Source organism: Lacrimispora sp. BS-2 (genome assembly GCF_040207125.1).
Taxonomy (GTDB): Bacteria; Bacillota; Clostridia; order Lachnospirales; family Lachnospiraceae; genus Lacrimispora.
Genome location: NZ_CP157940.1, coordinates 1,925,036 through 1,944,586, shown reverse-complemented (window position 1 = coordinate 1,944,586; position 19,551 = coordinate 1,925,036). Strand labels below are relative to the sequence as shown.

Genomic DNA, 19,551 nt, shown 5'->3' with positions numbered 1-19,551 from the left:
GGTTGACCATAATAAAACAGGAGAGTTTGGAGAGAGTGATATGGAACAATTAAAAAAACGACCCCTTTTTCATCCGGATGGGGAGATTGAAGTAAGAAAACGGCGGATGATCAACGGCAATACCACAAACCTCAATGATTTTAACAATATGAAATACACCTGGGTAAGCGACTGGTACCGGCAGGCCATGAATAATTTCTGGATACCTGAAGAAATTAATTTAAGCAGGGACAGGAAGGATTATCCTTTATTAAGTCCTCAGGAGCGGAGAGCTTATGATAAGATATTATCCTTTCTGGTGTTTTTGGACAGCATCCAGACCGCTAATTTACCGGCCCTTGGAGAATATGTGACTGCCAATGAGATCAATCTCTGCCTTTCCATTCAAACTTTTCAGGAGGCGGTACACAGCCAGAGCTACAGCTATATGCTGGATACCATCTGCGAACCTCAGACACGGAATGAGGTGCTCTATCAGTGGAAGAGCGACCCCCATCTTCTTGCCCGCAACACCTTTATCGGTGACCTGTACAATGAGTTTCAAAAGGACAAGAGCGCATATGCTTTCATGAAAGCGGTGGTGGCTAATTTTATTTTAGAAGGCGTGTATTTTTACAGTGGATTCATGTTCTTTTATAACCTGGGTCGGAACCATAAAATGACCGGATCCTCCCAGGAGATCCGTTACATTAACCGGGATGAGAACACTCATTTGTGGCTGTTCCGCAATATTATTCTGGAACTGGAAAAGGAAGAACCGGAGTTGTTTACCAGGGAACGGGTAGAGGTTTACCGGGACATGATCCGGGAAGGCTGTGAGCAGGAGATCGCCTGGGGCTGTTATGCCATCGGAGATGAAGTGCCCGGACTTACAAGGGAAATGATCACGGACTATATCATGTATCTGGGAAACTTACGCTGTGCAAGCCTTGGCTGGGAGCGGATTTATGAGGGCCATGAGAGGGAGCCGGAAACCATGACATGGGTCAATCAGTACAGCAATGCCAATCTGATCAAAACTGATTTTTTTGAAGCAAAAAGCACGGCCTATGCAAAAAGCAGCGCTCTGGTGGATGACCTGTAGCAGGTGAAATGTGTTGAAAAAAATAGATAGATTTCGATAATAATAATTGTTTTTATTTTAACAACGTGTTATAATTAAGAAAAACAATTATTAAGGAGGCAATTTATGGAACGCATTGTGGTAATCGGCGCAAACCATGCCGGAACGGCAGCAATAAACACAATTTTAGATAATTATAAGGACAAGAAAGTTATTATATTTGATTCCAATGACAACATCAGTTTTCTGGGCTGTGGTATGGCTCTTTGGATTGGGGACCAGATTCACTCCTCCGAAGGCCTGTTTTATTGCAGCAAAGATATTTTTGAGAAAAAGGGCGCAAAGGTCTACATGGAAACGAAAGTTGAGCGCATTGATTATGATAAAAAGACTGTCTTTGCTGTAGGAAAGTATGGACAGAGATACCAGCAGGAATATGATAAACTGATTCTTGCGACAGGTTCTCTTCCCATTTCTCCTGATATTGAAGGGAAAGAGCTGGACAACGTTCAATTTGTAAAATTATTTCAGAATGCGAAAGATGTCATTGACAAGCTACATAACAACGCCTTAAAAGATATTGTGGTAGTAGGGGCAGGGTATATCGGCGTTGAACTGGCGGAAGCATTCCGCCGTGTGGGAAAGAATGTCACCCTGATCGACAATATGCACACCTGTCTGTCCAGCTATTATGATCAGGAGTTTTCAGATATCATGTCTGAGAACCTGTCAAGCCATGGAATTCAGCTGGTTTATGATGAAATGGTGACAAGGCTTGAAGGAAACGGCAAGGTAGAAAAGGTAGTCACCGACAAAAAGGAATACCATGCCGATATGGTAATACTGGGAATCGGCTTTAAGCCTAACAACCAGTTAGGTAAAGAGGATCTTGAGTTGTTCCGCAATGGGGCATTTTTGGTTGACAAACGGCAGCAGACCAGCCGCCCGGATGTATATGCGATCGGTGACTGTGCCACTGTTTTTGATAATTCCATCCAAAAGACAAACTACATTGCTCTGGCTACCAATGCCGTGCGTTCCGGTATCGTGGCTGCACATAACGTCTGCGGCACACCCCTTGAATCTGTTGGCGTTCAGGGATCCAACGGAATCTGCATCTGGAATCTTAAGATGGTTTCTACAGGAATCAGCTATGCGAAAGCCCAAAAGCTGGGGTATGATGCGGCAGTGGCAGATTATGAGGATACCCAAAAACCGGCCTTTATTGAGCATGACAATTACAAGGTGAAAATCAGGATTGTATACGATAAGAAGACCCGCATCATTTTAGGAGCACAATTATGCTCAGAATATGATATCTCCATGGCAATACACATGTTCTCCCTTGCCATTCAGGAGCAGGTAACCATTGACCGGTTAAAGCTGACGGACATTTTCTTCCTGCCTCATTTTAACCAGCCTTATAATTACTTTACAATGGCTGCTCTGCAGGCGGAATAGGTTTTAGCGGGCGTGTGCTTTTCCTGCTGTTAAAAATAGGCTTTTAGATGAGATGCCGGATAACAGAAGGAATTAAAAACCAAAAAAAGGAATAAGGTGAATCAAAAGGCAGCGTTGCCACAAGGTAATAGCAGCAGGAAATGCACAGGTCTTGACAATTGATTTCATTCATGTTAGTATGAGAATGCTCTCTAGAAGAGTACCAGTCAGGGGCAGTACTGGTTTCGACAGGGGCTATGCAGCTGGTGAAGCTATCCGCATGCGATGCGTTAAATGGCAAACCTAAATATAAACGCTAACAATAACGAATTAGCATTAGCTGCTTAATGCAGCTTGTCGGCCTTAAGGCACTCACACTTTAAGATCCCGGCATCGACTATGTGAGAAACGACGTATGCAAAGCTTTGAGCATGCGGTCGTAATATGAAGCTACTGAAGCTGTCAGGGTGTTAGTTCCCGGGCGGTGGAGGGAATGTCAATAAACTAACTATGATAGTAGAAGAACAGGGAATTGGTTTTTGGACACGGGTTCAACTCCCGTCTGCTCCACTTTTAATTAATAGCGGAAACCTAGATTTTATCAGGGTTTCCGCTGTTTTTTTGTCTTTCAGCTTGTATACAGTTGTAGACAGCTTAATAGTTCAAAGACTTTTCTTTGCAAGCATACGTTTCTTCTTCTGTCAGTGGATTAAAAATATATCCGTAAGTCGTTTCCAGGTCTTGATGACCCATTTCTTTCCGGATATCATCTACGGGAACATCACCCATGGCCAAACGACTAACATATGTCTTTCTTATCTTGTGAGAAGATTTCACTATACATTGGCTATCTTTGGCGTATTTTCTAAGAATATATGCAATACGCCTTGATGTGATTCTTTCTCCGTTACGCATGAATATGTATTCGCCCCGATGTTCTATGTTCTGCAAAATCGCGATTGCGTCTGGTACCAATCTTACCAGTCGTTCACGGCAGCCTTTCGTATGCTCTACTATCTTAAAATGGTTTGTATAATGATCCTTTACCTCTTGACGGACTTATATGGAGAATACCATCGCTAATATCGCTCCATTTTAAAGCAACTAATTCTCCTACTCTTAAACCAAGATAAAAGTTTAGTTTAATAGCAAGATATGAATTGTCAGCAGTCTCGCTGTACATGTGTCTAAGGTAGTTAAGAAGTGCTACTGATTCCTCGGTATTAAAGACTTGCAATTTTCCTGACTATTTTGTTCACCTGTCTGAATTTCTTCTTAATTTCAATCTTTTCCACAAGATTCTCTGTCAGATAATTACTCTTAACAGCGTATTTAAACATACCAATTAAAATAGTTTTAATATTCGTCCATTCTTTTCGGGAAAGGTCAAAATCCACGATAATACGATTGCACTCCATTTCAAGGAACAGGTCACCAATATCTGTAATCCTGCATTCATGTAAGATAGATGGTTTAAAATATTTGGCGTAATGTTGTTCGTGTCTTTTGATAGTATTTTGACTATCTACACTTACTTTTTTGTATTCCAGGCATTCAAGAAAGAGACCATAGAAAGTTATCTTCTTTGCAGAATCTGAAGAGTATAAAAGAATTAGTTTATCCAACAAGGCTTCTTCTGTTGCTGCCTTAATGTTGATACGCCTACCATTAGGATACCGATAAGAAGTCTGCCAGCGATCTTTCTCGCTTGATGGGGCAGTAATGGTATAGGGGTGCTGTTTTTTTACTTGTTCTCTTTTATTTGCCATAGCATCATTAAGCACACTGTCGAGAGCCATTATAGCGGATTCAGGAAGAAAAGCCAATAGGGATTCTAAAACTTTAAAATTGTTTGATTTGTTGTAAATATTGTTTGCTTTTGTATTTGACATTTTACATGTCCTCCTTTATTTTTTGTGCTTTCATTGCGCAAAGGTTTCTAGCGAGGACTTGGGCTGTTTTCGGGTCAAAGGGGGTACTCAGTTTCCTTTTATTTAGCTAATCAAGGAATGTAGGAAGAATAAGCAGGGAAAAGGCTTTGTTTATCAGAAAGAACCAGAAAGAAAGCGCAGAATTGCCAAAAGGGTATATGAGAAAATTTGATAAATTTATAGAAAAATAGTAAGAACCAGAGAAAGATAAGGACTCTTTAAGAGAAAAAGATTTGATAATGATGAAAGAAAGTGAAAACCAAAAAAAAGAGCCAGTGACAAGAAAAAAAGTCACAGGCTCCGTTATACTAAAAGGGATTGTATACTGAATAAAAAATATGAAATTATTTTAAACAAAAATTACCGTGTTGCTAAATAAAGAAACCGGGATAACCTGTTATAAGATTGATGTTCTCTTTTGGCTAACAAAAGTTTCACTAATAGACCAACTCAAAAAGATGAGGATATTTTGAACAGAAAGTTTCTACATCAAAATTACACCAAATATATTCACGTGATTCTGTATCTCTCTTGCTATGTCCAGCCCTCTTGAATTGAATCAAGTTGCAAAGTCAACCGGGATTTCGCAAACAAGGTTCTCATATTGGAAATCAGGAAGAAGCAAGCCAAAAGCGGACAAGTTAAAAATATTGGCTGATCATTTTGGAGTTACGATTGATTTTTTTCTTGAGTAGTTACATATTTAAGCACATTGAAAAGGAGGTATAAAAATGCCAAAGCTAAAACTATCAGAATTTGAGCAAAAGAAATTAGTCGCACGTGTGACGCTTAAAAAGCGAATGGATATTAAACAGATTAACATGAAGGGAATGTAAAAGAGATTTAACAGACCAACTAGCACCTTATATAATCGCTTTGCAAATCCTGAAATATTAAGGCTTGATGATTTGTGGACCCTGGTAACAATACTTGGCTTAGGGCTTACTGTGAACGAGATAAGAACAGCATTAAAGCACTTGCAATCAACCGAATAAATCACAGTCAAGGGATTGAATTATTAAGCCAGTTAGACGGTTTTGAGGCTTAGATGATAAAGAATTGTCATGGACAGTAATATGAACGGAATTTTAGCCATTAGCGTGCGTCAGAAAGGTAATTAATGAAGGAACGGCACAAACAAATAAAAGACTTCATCGTGCAGTATATAAAATCCCATGGATATCCTCCTTCATATCAGGAGATACAATAATAAATATCATACTTTTCACAAACTCTTCGTATTGCTGCATCTTCATCATTTCTATAAGCTTGCGTATAGTGCTTAAATGTTTGGTCTAAGCACTTTTTGCAGATCGATAAATGATAATTCCAACCCACATATAGTTCACTTTGAGAGGCTGGAAAGTTGTCATCTTACTTTGTATAATTTATGCCACAGGACGGGCGTTTATAAAAATTTGGTTCATCATCTTCAAAGTGCTTAATTTTTGAAATCGCTGTGTTCTTAGGCGGTGCAGTAGTATTAACACGTCTATTTGATTTTTCTTGTGCCATTTTACGCACCACCGTTCCTTATAATAAAATAAGCATTCACCGCCAGATCAGGAGCACTTGTATATTGTCGTATTTAGTTTTATTTCCAATGAAAGCGCAGTTCTACATAGAGATCCGTTCACTTTTCAAGAACTTTAGATTATAATAATTAAAATAAAATCAAGAAAGATAATGAATTATGAGTATGATTGTACATAACATTAAAGGTACTTCTGATTGAAACCCGAAAGGTTATAAATCATGGATGGATTTTTGGTTAGACAAGAATGACTGTGGAATAACAACTTTGTGTGCATGTTGTAATAAAAACTCTTGGGAAGTCGGCGGACATGTTCAAGAAAGTGGGAATGATACCCGTGACTTCTGGTATATTGTACCTTTATGTAAAAAATGCAATAACGTTAACAACGATAAAGCATTTAAGGTTAATAAAGCCCAGCTTGTAAAAGTAGTTGATAACGATTAAATATCTAAAAAAATTCATTTTTGAGTTTAGAGTCGGATTAACTTCCGACTCTTTCAAATGAAATACTCAATTTCTTAATTTCCATCAAAAATCAAATCGCTAGAAAATCCAACCTCACTAATGACCTTTGGCTTTGTAATTGGAATTAATTTCATTAATTTTTTTAACTTTGTTTCCACATCGTCAAGAACAGCAGTTGAGAAATCCTTAGAGCTGGTAAGCATTCTAAATTAGTAAAGGATGTCACAGAAAAAGAAAGTCATTTTGAAGTAAAGAATGACATGTAAGCTTATTAATATAACCGGTTATAGTTTCCGGTAATTCTGTTTTATTCGCTTACAATTTAGAATGCTTGTATATTATCATCAAGTGTAGATCTTATCAATTGATATATATACTAAATAAATATAGTACTATTTCACTAATCCTGGAACCGTAGAGCACCATTCTGATCTGGCACAAACGTTAGGGTGTCAGCGCAAACAAGTTTACAATGCCTTACTTTATATGCTATAATGCTTTAAGGAGCGCATTTAATAGAATGGAGAATTAGAAGTATGATAAAACTTAACAAAAGAGTAATTACTATATTTATTATGGCATTAATATTGAACTTAGTTTTGCCAGTTGGAATAGCAAAGGCAGATACAAACACAAAATATTTGAAAGTAAATCAAGAAACTTTAGAGTTTAAAGAAATTATTTATATTGACAGTTCTAATGGTAACGATACAAGTGGTACAGGCAGTAAAGATGAACCTTTTCAATCTATTAAAAAAGGGATTGATTATCTAAATGTAAACTGTCGCCAAGATGGAGCTATTATTATTAAAGATGGTACCTACGATGTAAAGAACCTATTTGGAGGAAATTCAAATAATTTGAACGCAGATTATGATAAAATGAAATTTTCTCTATTTGCGGAAACAATGGGTAAAGTTAAGTTTGACAATGTGGGGGAATGGATGATTGTAGAGAACTCTAGGAACTCAAGAATTAAAGTTAAATTATACGGAATTATATTTAATAGCACATCTGTCTCTTTCTATCATTTAAGCGGTGATGATTGGATGAATGAGTTTTATAACTGTGTGTTTCCTGAAGGATATGGTGGATACAATGCGTATGTTAAAGAAGCAAGTGCTAAAGTTGAAAATTCATTATTTATAGGCCTGCCATTTATGTATCATTATACCGAAAAAAAAATAAATGGATCCGCAGTTAACTGCGGATCTACTACACAATATATGGATCCATGTAATGCAACCAAAACAAATGCCTTATATAATGTTACTATTGATTCAGATTTTAACATTACAAGCACAGGTTGGCAAAATGCAGGTAAAGGAACAAACCCAGACGGTACAAAAGCACATATTGGTGTTTATGGTGGTTTATTTGCATGGGGAACTAAAGTTCAGGAAATAAATCCTTCTAGTAATGTATTAAAGGTAGTCTTGGAACCGAATGAACAACTTCAATTAAGTATTGATCATAATTTATCTGAAAACTTAAACGTTAATTGGGCATCATCAAATCCGGCAATTGCAAGCGTCGATTCAAACGGAGTAGTAACAGCGTTAGCAAAAGGCAACGCAAAGATAAGTGCAAAATATCCTGATGGGACATTAGAATTTATCAATGTATTAATAATAGATGATGCAAGCGACTACCGTTTGGCAATTGATTTAAAAATAGGTCAATCAAGCAGATTAACCATAGATGACTATACCTTTACAAAGTCAGTCACATGGACCATAATGGACAATGGTATAGCAACGATATCCAATAAAGGAAAAGTTACAGCAGTTGGAGAAGGCCTAACACTTGCAAATGCTAAGGATGACCAAGGCAAAGTGATGGGATATATATATATTAGAGTTAGAAACTAAAAACGAAATTTGCGCCCTTTCAATCAATTTAGCTTTTATATACGGCAGGCATCAATTTATGGATACCTGCCTTTTTATTATTCGTAAATGGTAAACCACTCGTGCCTACAAATGTTACCAAAAGTTTGAGATAATGTTGGCAGGTGTGAAAAGTTGGTTTTCAACTTTTCACAGTTTCTAAAATAATCTCAAAGGAGGTTTCTCATATGGATACGCGGGTGGCGACGACCAAGATCCGAATCCAGCAATGGATTGATATTTTTCAGGACAGAGCTCAGAGCGGATTAAAGGTTGATGACTACTGCGAGCAGCATCAGCTGTCACGCAATTCTTATTATTACTGGCTGCGACGTGTCAAAGAAGCAGCACTCCAGTCTGTTGGTACGAAGTTTGTTGAACTTGAAGAACCAGAAGCGCCGGTCTCTTTAGATCATACATATAATACAAACAACATTTCCTCAAAAAGCCTGACCATACAGATGAATGGCGCTTTCATCTCTGTCAATAGTGATACTTCGAAAGAATTATTGACTATGGTCTTAGGGGTGGTTGCCAATGTTAAATGATGCAGTCGGATTTCGCCATGTTTACATCGCATGTGGATACACAGATCTACGGCGTGGTATTGATGGTCTTGTTGCCATTGTAAGAAATGAATTCCAGCTGGATCCTACTGACACAGGAAATATATTTCTCTTCTGTGGAAAGCGAACAGATCGGATCAAAGCGCTAATTTATGAACAGGACGGTTTTGTCCTTCTGTATAAAAGATTAGTAAATGGCAGCTTCATCTGGCCACGTAATGAGTCTGACGCAAGAGAAATCACTTCCCAACAATATCGCTGGCTTATGGATGGACTTTCTGTTGATCAGAAAAAAGTTATCAAAAAGGTCAACCCAATCGTTTTTTAGTTTGAATGTGTATTATTCATCTTTGTACATTAAAAGCAGAATACCGTTATCCACAAATTCCAAAATTCCTTCTAATACACTATGCGACTGGCTTTTCGGGTGATATAATCGTCTTATGAATAAATCAACGATCACACCGGACGAACTGAATAAACTTCCAAAAGATCTTCTCATTTCGATGTATATGCAGCTGAATGAATCTTTCACTGTAATCAGAGAACAGAATGAAAGAATACAATCTCAGAATGACCAACTCATGAAAAAGATTTCGGGCCTTCAGGAAAATCTTGCTGTGCTAACACAGCAGAGATTTGGACGTAAAACGGAGCAGACCTCCCAGATCAATGGACAGCTGTCTTTTGACCTGGATAATTCCTGTGTCCTCAATGAAGCAGAGAAAACTGTTGAAGATGGAATTCCGAAAGAACCGGATATCGAAACAGTCATGATCATCAAGCAGCGTAAATCAAAAGGTAAGCGGGAAACTGATCTAAAAGATATCGATACTGTAGTTGAAGAGCACACTCTTTCTGACGAAAGACTGGAAGCGCTTTTTCCTTTCGGCTATCATCGTCTGCCAAATGAAGTATACAAGGATCTGGAATACATTCCGGCGAAATTTCTTGTGCACGAACATCATGTAGCTATTTATGCAGGAAAGAATGATACTGGTATTATTCGTGCCGACAGGCCTGAACGTCTGTTAAAGAACAGTATCCTGACACCAGCCTTAGCTGCCTCCATTTTTAATGCCAAGTATGTCAATGCAGTTCCGATTAACAGACTGTCTGAAGAATTCTTACGTAATGACGTGAGAATCTCGAGACAGGTCATGGCCGGATGGATGATCCGACTAAGCGAAAGATATCTTGGTCCGGTATACCGAGAGATGCATCGCAGGATACTTGAGAGTAGACTGATCCATTGCGATGAAACCCCATTTAAGGTCGTTGACGACGGACGCAGCCCGAATTCAAAGAACTACATGTGGGTGTATCACACTTCCACACGGTATGGCTCACCACCAATCTTTCTGTATGAATACCAGCCAACCAGAAAGGCTGATAATCCAAGAAGATTTCTGGAAGGGTATAGCGGAATTCTTATGACAGATGGGTATCAGGTGTATCATACACTTGCCAATGAAAGGCCGGATGAGCTAAAAGTTGCAGGATGCTGGGCACATGCCAAAAGGCGCTGGACCGAACTTATTAAATCCATTGGAAAAGGTACAGCCAATGGACTGATTGCAGATGAAGCCAACCGGAGAATTTCTGCCATCTATCATATCGATAACATGTATAAGGAGGCTTCTGCCGAGGAACGGCTGGATAACCGTAAGAAATCCGTAAAGCCTCTGGTTGACGCCTATTTCGAATGGCTGAAAAGACTTCAGGCAAGACCAGATATCGATAAGGGTTCCAAGACCTATGGTGCAATTACCTATTCGCTAAACCAGGAGCGATATCTTCGTACGTTTCTTGAAGATGAAATGATCCCACTGGATAATAATGACGCCGAAAGAAGTATCAAAGCTTTTTGCGTCGGAAAGCATAACTGGCACATCGTTGATTCAGTCAATGGTGCACATGCAAGCGGTGTTTTATACAGCATAGCCGAGACAGCCAAGGCAAACGGATTAAAACCATACGAATACTTCAGGTATCTGTTGGAACAAATGTTAATTCATCTTGATGATGAACCGAAGGATTATATCGGAGATCTAGTACCATGGTCAGTTAAAATCCCGGAATGCTGTAAAAAACTGAAAAAGTAAAATTTAGCAGCCACCCAAATAGGCGGCATTAATTTAATATAGGACGAGTGGTTTACCACTTACTATTATTCTAATATTTTCTGACATTGCAACACTCCATCCGTAAGCGCATAACAACAAGGTGCCTTACATGATCGTTGCCATCCATGAGAAAACAACTCCAAATATCAAGTTAGAGTTTTTCAACTTGAGCTCGGAATGGAGTTTTTATGGATGAAGTTACTTTAGTTAAAAATCGTTTCCGCAAGGAACAGTGGCAGCAATTAATTCTCGAATGCCAAGGCAGTAATCTTACGGTGAAAGACTGGTGCACTCAGGCTGGCATTACACATCATGCTTATTATTACTGGCTTCGTAAGCTTCGTCTGGAAGCATGCGGTTCCTTTTCTGTTCCGGTTGTAGAACCGGAGAAAACAGTTGCTTTTAAAAAGCTGGAGGTCCAGTCGCCTGTAACACAAACACAGGCCGCAGTTATGATACATTTGCCCTCTGCCACCATTGAAGTATACAACGGCGTGAACCAACAGACTGTTGAGGCGGTGCTTCTTGCACTGAAACATATATGCTAGGAGATATCAGCATTGCAGAAGAAATCTACATCGCCTGCGGCTACACTGACATGCGCAAATCAATTGATGGCCTGGCTGCCATTGTACAGGAACAGTTTCAGCTAAATCCCTTTTCCAAAACCCTGTATCTGTTCTGTGGAAAACGAAGAGACCGCTTAAAGGCACTGCTATGGGAAGGCGATGGATTTGTTCTTCTTTACAAGAGACTGGAGAATGGAAACTTTAAATGGCCACGCTGTGAAACTGAAGTAAATCCAATCACCTGGCAACAATTCCGCTGGTTGATGGAAGGTCTGGAACTGGAACAAAAGACAGCAATTCTTCCGGCAAAGCCAGGATCCTTCTGTTAGCAAAAAAACATAAAAAGCCCTGTATTTACTGGCTTTATCGTGTATTCTATCGTATAATTATCTTATCAAAAATGATAGGAAATCAACGACAAATGAATGATAAAGATGCCTATATTGAGCACCTTGAAACTACAATAAAAATTTTACAGAATCAGATCAGTAATCTTACGGAATTGGTCATGCTGCTCCGGAAAGAAAAGTTTGGTTCCTCCAGCGAAAAAACACAAAAAAATCAAATGGAGGGTCAACTCTCCCTTTTTAATGAAGCGGAAGTCGAAGCAGATAATTCTGTAAAAGAGCCCATCACTATTGATGTAAATGGCTACAAAAAGTCTGCCACGAAAACCACACGGGAAGAACTGATCAAAGACCTTCCTGTTCGTGAAGTTCTGTGCGAATCGGATGACGATGACATGCAGTGCCCTTATTGCAAAACAGAATTAAAACCTGTTGGCAAAGAAACTGTCCGTGAGGAGCTGGAATACATTCCAGCACAGCTTCGAATTGTCCGCTATGTTCGAATGTCTTATGAATGTCCCAAGTGTAAACATACGGATCAGCCGTATTTCCAAAAAGCCAATACACCGACGTCGCTTATGAATCATTCCCTTGCATCACCAAGTTCCGTTGCGTATGTTATGTACCAAAAGTATGTGAACAGTCTCCCTCTTTACCGCCAGGAAAAGGACTGGGAGCAGCTTGGTATCGCGCTTAGCCGGGCGACTATGGCTAACTGGATTATTCGATGTGCGCAGGATTATCTTATGCCAGTCACTGGTCATCTCCGGAAGAAACTCCTTGAAAGAGATATCCTTCACTGCGACGAGACTCCAGTCCAGGTATTGAAGGAAGATGGTAAGAAACCACAGACGAAATCTTACATGTGGCTTTACCGGACAGGTAACGATGAAAAGGAACCAATCATTCTTTACGATTACCAGTCTTCCAGAAATGGAGACCATGCGGTAGCCTTTTTAAAGAACGTCAAAGGTTTTGTCCACTCGGATGGATATGCTGGTTACAATAAGTTATCCGGAATCACCAGATGTGGCTGCTGGGCACACCTTAGAAGAAAGTTTGTGGAAGCAATCCCTTCGAAAAAGGCCAAAGATGCTCCGCTAACCAATGCAGAAATCGGAAGAGATTACTGCAACCGGCTTTTTAAAATCGAGGAAGATTTAAAAGGCCTGACTCCGGAAAAACGATTCTGTAAGCGTCTTGACCTGGAAAAACCAGTTCTTGAGGCTTTTTGGAGTTGGCTTTGCAACTTAACAGTTCTAAATGGTTCTGCTCTTGGCAAGGCGATTACCTATGCAAAGAATCAAAGGCCCTACATGGAGAATTATCTTCTTGACGGAAGATGCTCCATTTCTAATAATGTAGCAGAGAATGCCATCCGCCCATTTACTGTTGGGAGAAAAAACTGGCTATTTGCCGATACACCAAAAGGAGCCGATGCATCGGCTGCAGTATACAGTATCACCGAGACTGCAAAAGCGAATCATCTCAACGTATATACCTATCTGCAATATTTACTGCTTTACATGCCAGGTACAGACTGGCGTAATCATCCAGAAGAACTGGATAATCTAATGCCTTGGTCAGAGGAAGTACAAAAAGAATGTAAACGTTAATGCTTAGGGGCGGTTATTATAACTGATCCTAAGTTATTTTTAAAGGCACTCAGTTGTTGATCGGTTCTTTCCAGAGTTAGTTGATTTGATAATAATATTCATTGAGAAGCAGCTTTGCTTTTAATAGTAAAAAGCTGTTTCTCCCATACATAATTCGTTTGATCAGCTTGATTTTATTCACACTTCCTTCAGCCAACCCATTATTATATTCAAAATCTATACCATTTTTTACTGCTGTAATATCATGTTTCAAACCATTAATATATGTATCCACCTCATCAATTTCTAATTGTTTTGCTTTTGTAATCCATGAATCCAATTCCTTACTTTGACGGGAAAATATAATACGATGAAATTCCCTAAGCAGCGAATAGATTTTTCCTAAGACAGGATATCTTTTAATTGCAGCTTCATATTGTTTAAGTGTTAACCCTTTTACACGTTCTAATTCCCTATAAATAAGCTGACAAAAGAACTTGCGTGGAATATATTCAACAGGCTCGTTTTCATTTTTTGATACGTTCTTTAAATGTGTTCTTTCTTTCTGCATAAACATTCTTAAAGAAGCAACCGTGCCTGTGTACCCATTTTTACAAATATGCTCATGAATTTTGTCATAAGTTATTCCATTTGAACGCATTTCAATGACTGTTTGCTCGTAAGATGCCAATTTGCCTGGCCTCCTGCAATCGTAGTGTCCATTACTCAGTGGGCAGTCTTTTTTCAGATAGTTTTTTACCGTTAAGGTAGTATGACCAGTTAAATATGTGATTTTGTCAATTGCATTCCCCTGTGCATATAAAGTTCTGACCTCTTCAATTGCTTGCTGTTTATTTTGCATTTGCCTGATATGCTGACGTTCCCGGGCATTTTCCTTCGCTTCAGGGATTTTATCTTTTGGAATGGCAAGATATTTTCTTATTGTAGAGGATGATGAGTGCAAAAGCAAAGCAATATCATCCGTCATATATCCTTCCTGACGCTTTTTATGTGCAAAATGGATTCTTTCTGTACGGTTTCTTGTATCATATAGCGCCTGCATTTCTGCATTCTGTGAAGTGGCAGATATCACCAATCTGGAAGGAAATAGACGGTACATATATTTTTGTACTGCATCCGATAGATTTTTCAACAGATGAAATCTGTCACTGATTTGAAGTGCATCTGGATGAGAATTCGTTGAAGCAGATGAATATGTTTGGGCTCCATCACGCGAAATAACCACTAAGTTAGGATAGGATTTTAGCCAATCCTCAACCTGTTTCGTTTCTCTTGAGTCGATAATATCAATAATTCTGTGTGTTTCTAAATCGACCATAACTGTGCCATAAGTATATCTTTTTCGAAAAGCAAAATCGTCCACACAAACTTTTGTAACAGCAGATTTATCCACAAGGGAAGGCATTTTTTTTAATCAGGTCACAGATGCTGCTTTTACTGGTTTTGACATAATCCGCTTTAAGTAAAGATGATGCACTTACTGAACTTAATTTAACAGATGTCACTAATATCTTTTCAACAAGACGTTTCGTTTTCTTTCCGTTAGGTACAACAAAATCAAAGCGTTCCGAAAAAGTTTTGTGACTGCACTCCGGATTATCACAGTATACTTTTCTTGTATCCAATAGTAGAATTGTTTGTTTCTCATGTAAAGGGATATCCTGAAGTTCCCTTTGATAAACAGAATGTATTTTTGAAGATGCATTACCACAATAAGGGCAGATCAGTTTTTGCTTTGTGGAATAAATATGTAGAATTATCTTATCATCTTTAATTTTACAATCAATACATTCTAAAGAAGAATCTAATAGTTTTATAATTTTAGTCTCCATGTAATCACCGTCCTATGGAGTAATTATACACCTTTAACAATGTAAATACAACTAACTCTGGAAAGAACCTGTTGATCGCTTACGGTGTAACGAATCTCACTACAGTAAAACAAGCAGAAAAAGTGTCGAATCACTAAAGGAAGCATATCAAAAATATGGCTTAAATAAATGTGGAGAAAGAATAGTGGAATTAGTTGGCTAGGGAATGAAATCAGGAATTAAAAGACATTTCGAAAAGAACTAAGATAATATTAATTATATCACAAAAAATATTTAAGAATTAATCATATTGTCGAAGAATGCGACAAGTAGATGTTTGATTTTATTATGTAAAGTTATATAATAAATGTGTCACCATAATAAATAAGCACTAGGGAGATGATTCCAATGATTTAGTTTTGACGGGCATTTAATGAAATGTAGAAAAATTGGTGGTTTCATTATAAGCCAAAAAGATGTTTAAGAAGAGAGATATAAAGTATAAAAAAAGTAAAGGTTAAGATTTTCGCAATGGTTTTTGCATTTGTGTCTATTATCGCATCTCCATTAAATGTATTTGCGTCAACGACAAATGCAATGGAAGCAAAAAGTACAAGTGAATATGTTTATATTGATCAAAGTGGTAATGAATTGATTTTTCCAACAGCGGAAGATTACGAGATTTATGTAAAGGCTCATAGAAGTTTGCAACCACGATATGGAGAAGAGTGGAGATTGCAAGAAACTATAGCCAAGTCTAAATTAAATCATCATTTTGTTGGTTATCACTCTGGAACTCCAAATTGGACAAAGGCATCTAGCTATACTATTGCTAGTGGTAAAAATTATAGTGTTAGCGCAAGTTATCCCTGGCAAGGAGTTACATTAAATATAGGTTTCAGTTATTCGTTTTCCGTGGCAACCACAATTCCAGCGGATTCAAGTAAATACAGCAGATTAGGAGTGTATGCTGATTATACATTGACGCAAGAACGGTATGCGGAATATCAATATGGCCAACCAACAGGGAATACCAGAATAAGTACATATTCCACAAGAACAGCAGATTATATTGACCCAAAATATCAGTAAGCATGAGGTTTAAAATGAGTGATTTAAAGATGTCTAATAGCATTTATATTTCAATGGCCACTTTTGAAAGTTTAATAATATGTGTACTGAAAGCTAATTCGTCAATTGCATATTATAATGGTATGATATGGCTATTCCCGCTATTATTAATATCAATACCAATTTACCGTGTAGTAAGAGGGGGACTTGACAAAAAGAATGAGTCAGAGTGAAATATAATAAAAAGATATTATTTATTATCTATAAAAGGGGCGTTGACACACAACCCCCCCTTTCTGAATACGACATTTCAATTTTAAAGAAATTCTATACATATTGAGATGGTATATAGATTGGATCAAGTGTTGATACAAAGAACCAAGAAGTAATTATAAAAATACCCCAAGAAATAATTGATAAGGCTGAGTGAGATTTCGAAGATCAATTAATGGTGAACTTAAACAAGATGCGTTCACCGTCATATGGATATAAATTAGAAAAAGTAGGGACTAATGTAGCTAAAAAGGTTAAAATTGGTTATGCTGCAAATCAACCAGCCAATGGTACTGTTTTTTCATCAACTGGTGGATTTTACTGGTCGGATGGAGGATATGAGACTAGTGTTTCATTCAGTGTAGGGTATGGTGTTTTTAGTATGAGTGTTAGTCCGGGGAAAACGGGTGCTTCAGGTAAGTGGGTTACGTCTCCATATTTAAATACTCCTGTTAAATTATTAATTTCTAAAAACATAACGGTTACTAAGTATAATAAATAAAGAAAACCTATTGCGGGGAATGGCAAATCGGAATATGCCGGCGATGAATACCTAAAAGTGCCTACTATGGATTATTTAGATGTAGTGAAAGTGAAGTAAATATGAAAACACATAAAAAAATAGTGGTTGGACTTCTTGTTTTTTTATTTATATGTGTAGTTGGTATTTTTCTTGATTACAAGAAATCAATGAGGGAATCTCCAATTTTGCAAGGGAGTTATACATGTGATAAACTTCCCTTTACTTCTATGGAATTTGATTTGGATAATAGTTATACATTTTATTACTATAATTTTGATGAAATGGATAAAGGAACTTATTCTAAAGGATCAGGTAATGAACATTTTATCAATAGTCCTAAATTTCATAATACTAAGATAGTATATAATGGAAAAAAGCGGACATTCACAGTTATGATGGGTGGAGAAACCTACTTGTTTAAACAGATTAGCAAGTTACCAACTATTAAAGATGAACCGGAAAAGAAAGAAGAATAAAAAAGAGAAGAATATTGTAATCAATTAAAAGGTATTGGATTATTCTCCAGTGTCTTTTATAGTGCCTATAAATCAAGTGATAATAGGAGGGAGCCAATATGTCATTTTCAGAGAAGAGAAGCAATTCAGTGAAAACTCAATTTACAAGCGAAACTAGCGGTTCTTCTGCCAGCACTAAGTTATCCGATGGAAAAAATGCTACCCACAGAGCTTTCTTTGCTGTTGGTTATGGGAAATTGGTAAAATATGATTATAAAGTAACGCAAAAATATTCAGGCAATTTTTTAAGAAGAGAAACCAAATATATGTTTGCAGACGTTTCCACTGAATCATGTTCTCAATTAATTAGACTTGATGGTTCAACTGTATATGCCCAAAATCTCAATGGAAATAAAGTAAAGGATGCTGGGAGTTTACAAAATTACAAAAATCAGTTTTATAAAACTGACGGAACCTGTTTAAAATATTATAAATTTTAAAGTTATGAAAAAAATATTATTTTATTTAACCAATATAATATGTGCATCTTTATTCTTATGTATACGGTTTTTAGGTCTTTTTTTCATTGATGCAATGCACTTGGAAGATATAATTAAAGCACGTATTAATGTGATTACATTTATAGCAGTAATATGGTTTATAATTAGTTTTTGTCTGGCACTTAAAGAAACAAAAAAATAAATAAAGTGAGTATTAAAGGAGCTGCTGATATGATACCTCTTAAGTAGACATGGTAAATAACCAAAATCTACTTAGGAGGTATGTTTTATGCCCAAATCTTTACACTCGCCTGAATTTCGTGCGATGGTTGCACAGGAATATATAGATGGGGTGGGCTCATGTTACTACTGTAAACGCCCCATAGCCAGTCCCTTGACAAAATAACAGCCGCCATTTCTGACGGCCTGGACTACGAATTAGATTTCCGGCATCCTGCTGGCAGATCATTGGACCAGGGAAGCAGACTTTCAAGGAAATCTACACTGGTATCATCCATATGTTTTGGTATCTCTGTCAGCAGATGTTCAAAATAGTGGTATGGCTTTAAGTGATTCGCCTTGGCTGTTTCCGCTATGCTGTAAATAATGGCACTGGCCTGGGCTCCATGAATCGTATCAATCATATGCCAGTTCTTTTTTCCAATACAGAATCCACGGATTGCCTGTTCTGCAGCGTTATTGTCGGCTGGAACACGGCCATCGTTTAAAAACACCTTCAGATACTTTTCCTGATTTAGGCAATAAGTAAATCCTTTTCCAGTCTCTGATTTTGGCGGTACTTGATTCTGATTGGCTCTTACCCACTCAAAATAGGCCTCAACCAGTACTTTGGTGCTGGTCTGACGCCGGCTGGCCCGTTCTTCTGGAGTCAGGCCTGCAAATGCCGCTTCCAGTTTAAAGATTGCTCCGACCTGCTCCAGTGCCTGATAAGCAAGCGTGTCTTTCGCTTTCTCTTTGCCCAGCGACTTGACCACATCTGCAAATCGACGCCGGACATGAGACCAGCATCCTGCGATCTCTAAGTCCTCCCGTTCGTTTTCCAGAGTGTGGTATACCTGATACCCGTCTGTCACGCAGATCCCCTGATAGCCTTTGAGGAATTCTCTCGGATGGCTGGCATTGCGCGTCTTTTGGTATTCATACAGGACAATGGGAGGTGAGTCATATAGTTTTCCCGTCCGATAGACCCACATATAACTCTTAGAGCCTGCCTTTCTTCCGTCTTTGTTGACCAGGACGGGTGTCTCATCTGCCTGAATGACCGGGCAGTGTGATTGTCAATAAAAAAGTCCCAAAAATGGCGGAGAAAATTCCCCACTTTATTTATCCTGGGAAAAGCACCGCTATT

21 protein-coding genes and 1 other RNA gene are annotated in these 19,551 nt (G+C 38.1%); 17 read left to right on the top strand and 5 right to left on the bottom strand.

Translation table 11 applies throughout. The features are described from left to right. Positions 1 to 40: 40 nt before the first annotated feature. The 3 genes from ABFV83_RS09245 (at position 41) to ssrA (ending at position 3,076) form a co-directional block, all read left to right on the top strand. Positions 41 to 1,084: a ribonucleotide-diphosphate reductase subunit beta gene (locus ABFV83_RS09245; protein WP_349948577.1), complete on the top strand. Its 1,044-nt coding sequence runs from the start codon at positions 41 to 43 to the stop codon at positions 1,082 to 1,084. Positions 1,085 to 1,189: 105 nt separating this feature from the next. After that, on the top strand, positions 1,190 to 2,524 hold the full coding sequence (locus ABFV83_RS09240) for an FAD-dependent oxidoreductase (protein ID WP_349948576.1): 1,335 nt from the start codon (positions 1,190 to 1,192) through the stop codon (positions 2,522 to 2,524). Positions 2,525 to 2,733: 209 nt separating this feature from the next. Continuing rightward, positions 2,734 to 3,076, top strand: a transfer-messenger RNA (tmRNA) gene (gene ssrA / locus ABFV83_RS09235). A gap of 81 nt (positions 3,077 to 3,157) precedes the next feature. Here ssrA and ABFV83_RS09230 read toward each other — a convergent pair. Beyond that, complete coding sequence (locus ABFV83_RS09230) at positions 3,158 to 3,520, bottom strand: tyrosine-type recombinase/integrase (RefSeq protein WP_349948903.1); 363 nt, start codon at positions 3,518 to 3,520, stop codon at positions 3,158 to 3,160. Between the two features lie 206 nt (positions 3,521 to 3,726). Beyond that, positions 3,727 to 4,395: a hypothetical protein gene (locus ABFV83_RS09225; protein WP_349948575.1), complete on the bottom strand. Its 669-nt coding sequence runs from the start codon at positions 4,393 to 4,395 to the stop codon at positions 3,727 to 3,729. Positions 4,396 to 4,970: 575 nt separating this feature from the next. On the opposite strand from ABFV83_RS09225, the gene ABFV83_RS09220 reads away from it, so the two are divergent. From ABFV83_RS09220 to ABFV83_RS09180, 9 genes are all read left to right on the top strand, one after another. Next, positions 4,971 to 5,129, top strand: coding sequence for a helix-turn-helix transcriptional regulator (locus ABFV83_RS09220; RefSeq protein ID WP_349948574.1), 159 nt, complete (start codon positions 4,971 to 4,973; stop codon positions 5,127 to 5,129). A 425-nt stretch (positions 5,130 to 5,554) separates the two neighbouring features. Continuing rightward, a complete protein-coding gene (locus tag ABFV83_RS09215) occupies positions 5,555 to 5,644 on the top strand; it encodes a hypothetical protein (protein ID WP_349948573.1) in 90 nt (29 codons plus the stop codon). A gap of 1,328 nt (positions 5,645 to 6,972) precedes the next feature. Next, positions 6,973 to 8,307 carry an Ig-like domain-containing protein gene (locus tag ABFV83_RS09210; protein WP_349948572.1) on the top strand — a complete coding sequence of 445 codons (1,335 nt, stop codon included), beginning with the start codon at positions 6,973 to 6,975 and terminating at the stop codon, positions 8,305 to 8,307. Between the two features lie 206 nt (positions 8,308 to 8,513). Then, a complete protein-coding gene (locus ABFV83_RS09205) occupies positions 8,514 to 8,873 on the top strand; it encodes an IS66 family insertion sequence element accessory protein TnpB (protein WP_349945181.1) in 360 nt (119 codons plus the stop codon). Beyond that, a complete protein-coding gene (tnpB, locus tag ABFV83_RS09200; RefSeq protein WP_349945179.1) occupies positions 8,863 to 9,219 on the top strand; it encodes an IS66 family insertion sequence element accessory protein TnpB in 357 nt (118 codons plus the stop codon). The genes ABFV83_RS09205 and tnpB (ABFV83_RS09200) overlap by 11 nt, the downstream gene beginning before the upstream one ends. A gap of 115 nt (positions 9,220 to 9,334) precedes the next feature. Then, the gene (locus ABFV83_RS09195) at positions 9,335 to 10,996 is read left to right on the top strand and encodes an IS66 family transposase (protein WP_349945177.1); all 1,662 of its coding nucleotides are present in this window, start codon (positions 9,335 to 9,337) and stop codon (positions 10,994 to 10,996) included. Positions 10,997 to 11,205: 209 nt separating this feature from the next. Then, entirely contained in the window at positions 11,206 to 11,565 is a 360-nt protein-coding gene (locus ABFV83_RS09190) for an IS66 family insertion sequence element accessory protein TnpB (RefSeq protein WP_349948571.1), read from the top strand. Continuing rightward, complete coding sequence (gene tnpB, locus ABFV83_RS09185; protein WP_349948570.1) at positions 11,559 to 11,915, top strand: IS66 family insertion sequence element accessory protein TnpB; 357 nt, start codon at positions 11,559 to 11,561, stop codon at positions 11,913 to 11,915. Before ABFV83_RS09190 ends, tnpB (ABFV83_RS09185) begins: the two co-directional genes overlap by 7 nt. Positions 11,916 to 12,007: 92 nt before the next feature. Beyond that, positions 12,008 to 13,549 carry an IS66 family transposase gene (locus tag ABFV83_RS09180; RefSeq protein WP_349948569.1) on the top strand — a complete coding sequence of 514 codons (1,542 nt, stop codon included), beginning with the start codon at positions 12,008 to 12,010 and terminating at the stop codon, positions 13,547 to 13,549. Positions 13,550 to 13,625: 76 nt separating this feature from the next. Here ABFV83_RS09180 and ABFV83_RS09175 read toward each other — a convergent pair whose 3' ends face one another. After that, positions 13,626 to 14,942 (bottom strand): ISL3 family transposase, encoded by a 1,317-nt coding sequence (locus ABFV83_RS09175; protein ID WP_349948568.1) that lies wholly within the window; start codon positions 14,940 to 14,942, stop codon positions 13,626 to 13,628. Continuing rightward, positions 14,935 to 15,381 carry a transposase family protein gene (locus tag ABFV83_RS09170; protein WP_349948567.1) on the bottom strand — a complete coding sequence of 149 codons (447 nt, stop codon included), beginning with the start codon at positions 15,379 to 15,381 and terminating at the stop codon, positions 14,935 to 14,937. Before ABFV83_RS09170 ends, ABFV83_RS09175 begins: the two co-directional genes overlap by 8 nt. A gap of 510 nt (positions 15,382 to 15,891) precedes the next feature. Between ABFV83_RS09170 and ABFV83_RS09165 the strand changes: the two genes are divergently transcribed. The 5 genes from ABFV83_RS09165 (at position 15,892) to ABFV83_RS09145 (ending at position 18,182) form a co-directional block, all read left to right on the top strand. Continuing rightward, positions 15,892 to 16,452, top strand: coding sequence for a hypothetical protein (locus tag ABFV83_RS09165; RefSeq protein WP_349948566.1), 561 nt, complete (start codon positions 15,892 to 15,894; stop codon positions 16,450 to 16,452). Positions 16,453 to 16,466: 14 nt separating this feature from the next. Next, entirely contained in the window at positions 16,467 to 16,664 is a 198-nt protein-coding gene (locus tag ABFV83_RS09160) for a hypothetical protein (RefSeq protein WP_349948565.1), read from the top strand. Between the two features lie 215 nt (positions 16,665 to 16,879). Beyond that, positions 16,880 to 17,206 carry a hypothetical protein gene (locus tag ABFV83_RS09155; protein ID WP_349948564.1) on the top strand — a complete coding sequence of 109 codons (327 nt, stop codon included), beginning with the start codon at positions 16,880 to 16,882 and terminating at the stop codon, positions 17,204 to 17,206. Between the two features lie 101 nt (positions 17,207 to 17,307). Continuing rightward, a complete protein-coding gene (locus tag ABFV83_RS09150; protein WP_349948563.1) occupies positions 17,308 to 17,703 on the top strand; it encodes a hypothetical protein in 396 nt (131 codons plus the stop codon). A 98-nt stretch (positions 17,704 to 17,801) separates the two neighbouring features. After that, entirely contained in the window at positions 17,802 to 18,182 is a 381-nt protein-coding gene (locus tag ABFV83_RS09145) for a hypothetical protein (RefSeq protein ID WP_349948562.1), read from the top strand. Positions 18,183 to 18,613: 431 nt separating this feature from the next. Here ABFV83_RS09145 and ABFV83_RS09140 read toward each other — a convergent pair whose 3' ends face one another. Then, positions 18,614 to 19,462, bottom strand: coding sequence for an IS66 family transposase (locus tag ABFV83_RS09140; RefSeq protein ID WP_349948902.1), 849 nt, complete (start codon positions 19,460 to 19,462; stop codon positions 18,614 to 18,616). Positions 19,463 to 19,551: the final 89 nt, after the last annotated feature.

Excerpts from the sequence above, each read along its gene's own strand:
- ABFV83_RS09245 (WP_349948577.1), top strand. The coding sequence starts at position 41 with ATGGAACAATTAAAAAAACGACCCCTTTTTCATCCGGATGGGGAGATT.
- ABFV83_RS09240 (WP_349948576.1), top strand. The coding sequence starts at position 1,190 with ATGGAACGCATTGTGGTAATCGGCGCAAACCATGCCGGAACGGCAGCA.
- ABFV83_RS09225 (WP_349948575.1), bottom strand. The coding sequence starts at position 4,395 with ATGTCAAATACAAAAGCAAACAATATTTACAACAAATCAAACAATTTT.
- ABFV83_RS09220 (WP_349948574.1), top strand. The coding sequence starts at position 4,971 with ATGTCCAGCCCTCTTGAATTGAATCAAGTTGCAAAGTCAACCGGGATT.
- ABFV83_RS09215 (WP_349948573.1), top strand. The coding sequence starts at position 5,555 with ATGAAGGAACGGCACAAACAAATAAAAGACTTCATCGTGCAGTATATA.
- ABFV83_RS09210 (WP_349948572.1), top strand. The coding sequence starts at position 6,973 with ATGATAAAACTTAACAAAAGAGTAATTACTATATTTATTATGGCATTA.
- ABFV83_RS09205 (WP_349945181.1), top strand. The coding sequence starts at position 8,514 with ATGGATACGCGGGTGGCGACGACCAAGATCCGAATCCAGCAATGGATT.
- tnpB (WP_349945179.1), top strand. The coding sequence starts at position 8,863 with ATGTTAAATGATGCAGTCGGATTTCGCCATGTTTACATCGCATGTGGA.
- ABFV83_RS09195 (WP_349945177.1), top strand. The coding sequence starts at position 9,335 with ATGAATAAATCAACGATCACACCGGACGAACTGAATAAACTTCCAAAA.
- ABFV83_RS09190 (WP_349948571.1), top strand. The coding sequence starts at position 11,206 with ATGGATGAAGTTACTTTAGTTAAAAATCGTTTCCGCAAGGAACAGTGG.
- tnpB (WP_349948570.1), top strand. The coding sequence starts at position 11,559 with ATGCTAGGAGATATCAGCATTGCAGAAGAAATCTACATCGCCTGCGGC.
- ABFV83_RS09180 (WP_349948569.1), top strand. The coding sequence starts at position 12,008 with ATGAATGATAAAGATGCCTATATTGAGCACCTTGAAACTACAATAAAA.
- ABFV83_RS09170 (WP_349948567.1), bottom strand. The coding sequence starts at position 15,381 with ATGGAGACTAAAATTATAAAACTATTAGATTCTTCTTTAGAATGTATT.
- ABFV83_RS09165 (WP_349948566.1), top strand. The coding sequence starts at position 15,892 with ATGGTTTTTGCATTTGTGTCTATTATCGCATCTCCATTAAATGTATTT.
- ABFV83_RS09160 (WP_349948565.1), top strand. The coding sequence starts at position 16,467 with ATGAGTGATTTAAAGATGTCTAATAGCATTTATATTTCAATGGCCACT.
- ABFV83_RS09155 (WP_349948564.1), top strand. The coding sequence starts at position 16,880 with ATGGTGAACTTAAACAAGATGCGTTCACCGTCATATGGATATAAATTA.
- ABFV83_RS09150 (WP_349948563.1), top strand. The coding sequence starts at position 17,308 with ATGAAAACACATAAAAAAATAGTGGTTGGACTTCTTGTTTTTTTATTT.
- ABFV83_RS09145 (WP_349948562.1), top strand. The coding sequence starts at position 17,802 with ATGTCATTTTCAGAGAAGAGAAGCAATTCAGTGAAAACTCAATTTACA.